Annotated in this window: 6 protein-coding genes; 3 read left to right on the forward strand and 3 right to left on the reverse strand. The window is 46.2% G+C overall.

Going from position 1 to position 7,260, the window contains the following annotated elements; translation table 11 throughout:
* Positions 1-208 (forward strand): DUF6061 family protein (locus tag J3353_RS15185; RefSeq protein ID WP_207685171.1); only part of this gene is annotated, 208 nt, incomplete at its 5' end.
* A 318-nt stretch (positions 209-526) separates the two neighbouring features.
* Positions 527-1,141, forward strand: coding sequence for a PBECR4 domain-containing protein (locus tag J3353_RS15190; RefSeq protein ID WP_178255073.1), 615 nt, complete (start codon positions 527-529; stop codon positions 1,139-1,141).
* Between the two features lie 324 nt (positions 1,142-1,465).
* Here the strand turns inward: J3353_RS15190 and J3353_RS15195 are convergent, their stop codons facing one another.
* From J3353_RS15195 to licT, 3 genes are all read right to left on the reverse strand, one after another.
* A complete protein-coding gene (locus tag J3353_RS15195; protein WP_178255074.1) occupies positions 1,466-2,941 on the reverse strand; it encodes a family 1 glycosylhydrolase in 1,476 nt (491 codons plus the stop codon).
* Between the two features lie 14 nt (positions 2,942-2,955).
* Positions 2,956-4,845: a glucose PTS transporter subunit IIA gene (locus tag J3353_RS15200; protein WP_178255075.1), complete on the reverse strand. Its 1,890-nt coding sequence runs from the start codon at positions 4,843-4,845 to the stop codon at positions 2,956-2,958.
* A gap of 125 nt (positions 4,846-4,970) precedes the next feature.
* A complete protein-coding gene (gene licT / locus J3353_RS15205; RefSeq protein WP_207685172.1) occupies positions 4,971-5,891 on the reverse strand; it encodes a BglG family transcription antiterminator LicT in 921 nt (306 codons plus the stop codon).
* A 465-nt stretch (positions 5,892-6,356) separates the two neighbouring features.
* Between licT and J3353_RS15210 the strand changes: the two genes are divergently transcribed.
* Positions 6,357-7,013 (forward strand): hypothetical protein, encoded by a 657-nt coding sequence (locus J3353_RS15210; protein WP_207685173.1) that lies wholly within the window; start codon positions 6,357-6,359, stop codon positions 7,011-7,013.
* The last annotated feature ends 247 nt before the right edge of the window (positions 7,014-7,260 follow it).

Genomic DNA, 7,260 nt, shown 5'->3' on the forward strand with positions numbered 1-7,260 from the left:
CCGGGTGGAAGCCCGGTTCGAGGATGGCACCACCCTTGCCATCGACTGCATCGCCATTGAGGACGAATACGGCAACACCCCGGCACAGCGGGCAGAGCTGGACTGGCTGCTCTACAACAAGCCCTTGGAGTATGCACAGCTTGTGCTGGGTGGAGGGATGGAGCATTATCTTTCCCTCGGCTGTGACCACGGCAGAATGGAAGATTGAGGATTCGGCAGCCGTTCGCAAAAAATTAAAGAATCATCTTTGCAAAGTCCATTGCTATTTGAACCAAAATCGAATATAATATAGATAGGAAAGCGGACGTCATTCCGCTGGTGTGGCTGACACCTAAAATCCGATCTGATGCAGGACGTAAGGGCCTGAGGCTGGCGGGCAGCGATAAAACCCGAAAGCGATGCAGGACATAGGGGCCTGAGGTTGGCGGACAACGATAAAATCAGTCGCAAGGGACATCGGACAGCACCACGGTGTTGTAGGTGTCCCTTTTATTTTGTAAAAATGCAAAGGAGCGCAGAATCAACCATGACGAAAAAGGAAGCATTGTCCATCGTTTTTTCCTGTGCGCCATTGTACAAAGAAAATCTGGTGGACAGAAGCCTGCTGTTCATCACCACCGACAAGCACAAGAATGTTCATTGTCTGGAAGTTACGTTTGATATTGGCAACTTCCTGCACATGACAGGCTTCAAGCTGCGGAAACCCGGCATCAACGCTCGGCACTTTTTCAATCTGTGCTATGACAAGCGTCTGACCGAAGCAGACTTCGAGTTTTCCACAGATGGAACCACCGAAATGAAAATGCGGGTTCTGCCCAGCCTGATGAAGAAGAACCTCTCCGCAAAAATGCTGGGCGATTACAACATGAGCCAGCCTAAGCTGTACACTGACAAAATCGCTGGATCCCTCAGTGCCTGCATGGGGTTTGTCCGGGATGGCGGTGAAGGTCGTTTCGTTCCCAACACAGTGCTGGAAGGCGACATCCGAACCAAGGTAAAGGCTGCTGACCGAATTATTGCTACATATCGCAAGAGCCGCAGCGAGGAGCAGTATTCGGAGATTGTGTTCACTGCCAAGAAGGTAGAATGGGGAAAGATTGTTCTTCCCGATGAATATAGTTATCTTGTCTTACCTGAATAACAAAAGAATGCCCGCCCACCTGTGGAGGTTTCTCTCCACGGTGAGCGGGCATTTTGCGTTTTCTTTCGATTCATCGAATCTATTCGGCTTGTGGTTTTCGCTCAACCCATAGTTTGGCTCCACAACAGGCTGATGCCGAACCAGTCCACTGCTTCAACGCCACCGATAGCTGGTCATGCCGCTATCCTCTAAGGGTATTATACATCATCGATGTAACATTGCAAGGAAAAATATTTGCATATTATAGCAAATGGCCACCTACTGCACTGGCTAGTACGGCAGGTGGCCATTCCTTCTTCATTTCCTTCTTACAAACTGAACCGGTCAGGTCAAATCTTCACCATTGGAAGCAATGACTTTTTTATACCAGTAGAAACTGTCCTTACGGTAACGATCACGGGTGCCGTTACCTTCACTGTCCAAGTCCACATACACAAAACCATAGCGTTTTTTCATCTCGCCTGTGGAAGCCGAAATCAAATCAATGCAGCCCCACGGCGTATAAGCACGCAGGTCTACGCCATCCTCGTTGATAGCCTTTTTCATGGCTTGAATATGGCCACGCAGATAATCAATGCGGTATGGGTCATGCACGGTGCCATCCGGTTCCAGCGTATCCACAGCACCCAGACCATTTTCCACAACCATCAACGGCACCTGATAGCGGCCATAGACCTCGTTCAAATAATAGCGCAAACCGTCCGGATCCATGCCCCAACCCCAGTCAGAATAATGGATGTAAGGGTTCTTTGCCCCAAGTGTCAAATTTCCTGCTCCATCCATTTCCACATTTTTATGGGTAGTAACACAGCTGGTGGAATAATAGCTGAAACTATAAAAATCCACCTTGCCTGCCAGCAAGTCAGATTTGTCCTGCTCTGTAATATCCAACGTCACACCATCAGCATCCCATAGACGCTTGGCAAAAAACGGGTAAGCACCTCGTACCATCACGTCACCGCAATAGTAATTCATCATTTGCCGATCCTGCTGTGTGAAAAGCTGATCCTTCGGGTCACAGGTCAACGGATAATTACAGCCACCGGCACTCATGCAGCCTACTTTATAGTTAGGGCTTACAGTATGGGCATACTGCACTGCATGGGCACTGGCTATAAACTGGTGGTGCAGCTTAATATAGGCCGATGCAGCCAGTTCCTTTGGACAATCAGGAATGACTTTCAATAGCAGCAACGGACAATTGATTTCGTTAAAGGTCAGCCAGTATTTGACTTCATTTTTGTACTCGTCCAGAATTGTCTTTGCATACTTATCGAATAACGCGATCGTATTGCGGTTTTCCCAACCGCCCAACTCTTCTTCAATATACAGAGGAGTATCGTTATGGCAAATCGTTACAAGTGGCTCGATATTGTATTTTTTCAGTTCAGCAAAAACTTTATGGTAGAACTCCAAACCTGCCTGATTGGGTTTCTCCTCGGTTCCTTTGGGATAAATACGGCTCCAGCTGATGGACATACGGAACATCGTATAGCCCATCTCTGCCAATAAAGCAATATCTTCTTTATAGCGGTGGTAAAAATCCACAGCTTGCTGATTGGGATAATAGTATCCATCTGCCACCACTGGCTTTGCTCCAATCGGACGTATCGCCATCTGTGGACAAGCCTTAATATCACCATTGGGAAGCTGATAGGTTATCAAACGTGGTGTTTTTGCTGTACCTGCCGTAGTAACATCCGTCATAACCGGACCACGGCCATCAGCATCCCAGCCACCCTCATACTGGTTAGCAGCAGTTGCGCCACCCCAAAAAAATCCCTTTGGAAATGTGCTCACGTCTGTATCCCCCTTTATTTTAATGCAGTAAGCAGTGGAGCACCGGCCTTTACTGAACCGGAAGCCATCTCTATCACATCTGCATAATCATCGGCGTTGGTTACAAGAACAGGCGTTTCCAGAGAATATCCTTTTTCATGAATGGAATTGATATCTACTTCCAGCAACTTATCACCTTTTTTTACAGTATCACCCTGTTTGACAAAGGCCTTGAATCCTTCACCGTCCAATCTTACGGTATTCATCCCGATATGAATGAGCACATTGCAGCCTGTTTTATCGGTCAGGGCAATAGCATGACGGGTAGAAAACAGATTTTCTACCACACCGTCAAAAGGAGCCATCACAATACCGTTTTCCGGCAGGATGACCACGCCTTTGCCCAGCACCTCGGTGGAGAATGCCTCATCACTACATTCACCCAGCGGCTTAACGGTGCCAGACAGGGGAGCTGCAATTTCCACTTTCTGAAGAGCCATTGCGGACTTTTCAGTTCGAGGGGCACTCTTTTTTTGATTCTTTTCCCCTTGTTCTGTCAGAATATTTTCACTGGTGCCATCCTCATCTTTATAAGTAAACCAAGCCATCACAAAACTGAAACCAAAGGCAACGGCTACCATCAAAATAATGCCCACAAAATTCGTTGCACCATTAGGATTAATCATTCCCAGCAAGCCAATAACACCCATGCCCGCATAGCTATACAGAGTCAGGCCAGTGATTGCACCAACCGCAGAGCCTGCTGCTGCACCAATACAGGCAATGACGAACATTTTAATGCGCGGGAGGGTCACGCCATAGATAGCGGGTTCCGTCACACCAAAAATACCGGAGAAGAAAGCAGGCAGCGCGATATCTTTGAGCTTCTTGTCTTTGGTCTTAAGGCAGACAGCAAGTACAACACCTGTCTGGGCAAAGCATGGAATAAGAGTGCATACCAGCATTCTGACAGGATGACCCTGTAACAACTCCATAAACGGAACCATGCAGATTGCGCCATGAATACCAAACAGAACGAAAACCTGATACAATCCACCAAAGATAATGAATGCCACCAACGGAACTGTGTCAAAAATCACCGTAAGAACGACATTCAGAGCATTGCCGACCATGTTTGCCGCAGGTCCGACTAAAGAAAATCCCAGCGGCACAGCCACGGCTAAAGCAATAGCAGGAACCATAAAGGACTTAACTAATTTGGATACACGTTTTTCCAGCCATTTATAAAGAGGAATCGCAATTGCCATTGTAAAAACGACCGGCAGGAATGTAGAGGTGTATGTGGCATTGACCGTCATGCCAAAAAGGTTCAGGTCTACACCTTGAATTGTAGGATACAGCATTGCTGCTCCTACCAAAAATCCAAAGACTGGATCGATTGCAAACTTCTTAGCCAGATTCATGCCCAGCAACATCGGCATAAAATAGAAAATCGCATCACCAATAGCGTTGAACAGCTGATAATAACCGCTATCTGATGGCAACCCGCATAGAACGGCAATCGACAAAATGCCTTTGATAATGCCCGCAGCGCACATCAAATTCATCAGTGGAGCCATAGCCGCCATAACGATGTTGACTACCTGCATCAGCGGATTTTTCTTCTGAGCAGCGGATGCATCCGAATTTTTAACTTGACCACTGTCTCCGGCATCCACGCCAAGTACTTCACACACATCCAGATAGACATCGTGAACGTGCTCACCGATAACGACCATGTATTCTCCACCAGAATTAACGACCGATATTACGCCGTCCCGATTTTTCAGGTAGGCGGTATCTGCCTTTTTATCATCTGCCAGATTGAACCTCAGTCGTGTAAAACAGTGTCGCAGACCCGTCACATTTTCCTTGCCACCAACATGGGCAACGATATCTGCTGCCAGTTCTTTGTATTTACCCATTTTGTATCGTTCCTCCAATTAAGTTGTATTTGAAATTGAAGGTCAAGCCAACTTAATGTAACCATCCTTACCGTTCCAAATGGGTTATGTGTTTATCGTTCTATGCGCAAAAGCTGCACGACACCTCAACTGTTCTGTCCTCCTTTCTCAGGTGTTTTTTCGAGCGGCATTTTGGAGCCTTTATTGACCACCAGCCGGATGTGGATTGTCAGATACATTCGTTCTTCTTCCAGCAGCTGATAGTGGTATTTGCGAGATAGATAGTCACCAATTTTACAAGCGCAGCGATAGGCTTCCTCATACTTTGCGAAAATGATTTCGGCTAAGTCTGTGCTGGAATTATCCTCGTATTGCTCTTGTCTGAGCACTCGGCGCGCAAAGTATTTTAGATGTGTGATAAACCGATAATAGTAGCTGGAGTCTGCATCCATCTCAATACGGAAGTACACACGTACGATATTACATATATCCTCAATGATTTTTGTAATGGCAAAAGTTTCTTCCATTGTGGAATCATCTGTTTCACCATTGGCAATATGCATAGCGATAAAGGCGGCTTCACTCTCTGGCAGGCGCACCTTGAATTGGCTTTCCACCATGTCCAGCGCCATCAGGCCGACTTCATATTCTTTCTGATAAAAACGCTTGATTTCCCATGTAAGGCTATTTGCAATTGGAGTTCCTTCCAGAAAACGCTGGATGGCATAAAAGAGATGGTCTGCCAAAGATACCGCCATAACCGGATTGAGCTTCATATTCAGACTGACATTAGCTGCTTCCACGATATGCTGCGCCAGCAGAAGATACTCTTCCGGTAATGCTTCCAATGTTCGTCTGATTTGTTCAAAGCTCTGATCACCTTCTTTGACGTAGACAGTTTCCACCAATTTATCATCTACATTATCGCCAGGACGTTTTTTATAGCCAATCCCTTTGCCACAAACAATTTGCTCTTTACCCTTTTCATCCAGAACAACAAGCGCATTGTTGGTCAAAATCCGGCAAATCCGCATTTTGCATTCCTCCAAAAAAATAGACCCGTCCACAAACACTTCTCCCAGCATTTGCAAACAGGTCAAGCTCACCACAAGAGGTGATCACCATCCTAATTTCGAGGTTAGTATAGCAGATTTCAAATACTCTTTCAAGTCAACCTTCAAAAAATCGTCATATCGTGCAATAGTAAAAATGAATTTTGTGAAGAATGCCCGCAACTAATCATATAAGTCCTACTATCACCGCTTTACCGCAATAAATTTTGCAAAACCATCTTGACGCCCCCAACAATCCATGATACCCTCTATCGCAAATCCCACCAAATTTGTAGAAAAGTACAGAACGGTGTGGATTTATTCCCCATGAAGATTTTTACCGCCCCGCAACACACCCGATTTATTTTGCCGCCGATTCACCCGACAAAATTTTTCGCTTGTCTTGCAGGGCGGTTCTTTTTTTATGGGACAGGAACTGCGAACCTTTCAATAAGCCATGACAAGGAGGCGACCCGAAGTATGAGTTATCGAGACAACTTGTTTCTCAACGCCAGATTCAAAGAAGCGGTTCAAGCCGCCCATGACCAAGATTGGCAAGCCTTTGAAAAATATTCCTTCTACGATGCAAGGATGATGGAAGACCTTCTGTACAAATGCGAGCATCTGATGCCTCTTGAAATCAAATGTCGGTACGCCTTACAACATTATTACAGTCATGGCGATCATTCTCCCATCATTCGGAAGTACGTCCGCCGAGCCAAGATCATTCGCCCTGACAACTGGCGCGATGCTCTGCCGGAGAGCGTAAGAAATCTCGACACATTCACCATATATCGTGGCGGCATCGGCAACATTGAGCGTGCACCGCTTTCTATTTCATGGTCACTCTCTTACGATGTTGCTGAATGGTTTGCGCACCGCAACGAACTCTTTTATCGCTGCCCCTGCCATGTGTATCAGGGAACGATCCATGCCGACAAGGTAATTGCGTATCTTCCTGAGCGCAGTGAATTTGAAATCATCCAGCATCGGAATGTCAAAGATGTGCAGGAAATCACGCCGCTGAGAGGATACAGTCCTCCGTTTAATGCCTTCAAATCGTCAAAAAAATGGGTTCACGATGAAGAGGAAAGCAACCGCTATTTCAATGAATGGTATCAAACGCAGAACTGCTGATTTCCACACAGTTTTAGATGATAAGTCCTACTATCACCGCTTTACTGCAATAAAACTTGCAAAACCATCTTGACGCGCTCCACAATTCATGATACCTTTTATCGCAAATCCCACCAATTTTGTAGAAAAGTACAGAGCGGCGAGGATTTATTCCCCATGAAGATTTTTACCGCCCCGCAACACATCCGATCTATTTTGCCGCCGATTCACCCGACAAAATCATCGCTGCGCTGCGTGGGCGGTATTT

The sequence above is a fragment of the Faecalibacterium sp. Marseille-Q4137 genome, from assembly GCF_017377535.1.
Lineage (GTDB): Bacteria > Bacillota > Clostridia > Oscillospirales > Ruminococcaceae > Faecalibacterium > Faecalibacterium duncaniae.

What these genes read in the sequence shown, in the direction of transcription:
- J3353_RS15190 (WP_178255073.1), top strand. Translation starts at nt 527, where the DNA reads ATGACGAAAAAGGAAGCATTGTCCATCGTTTTTTCCTGTGCGCCATTG.
- J3353_RS15200 (WP_178255075.1), bottom strand. Translation starts at nt 4,845, where the DNA reads ATGGGTAAATACAAAGAACTGGCAGCAGATATCGTTGCCCATGTTGGT.
- J3353_RS15210 (WP_207685173.1), top strand. Translation starts at nt 6,357, where the DNA reads ATGAGTTATCGAGACAACTTGTTTCTCAACGCCAGATTCAAAGAAGCG.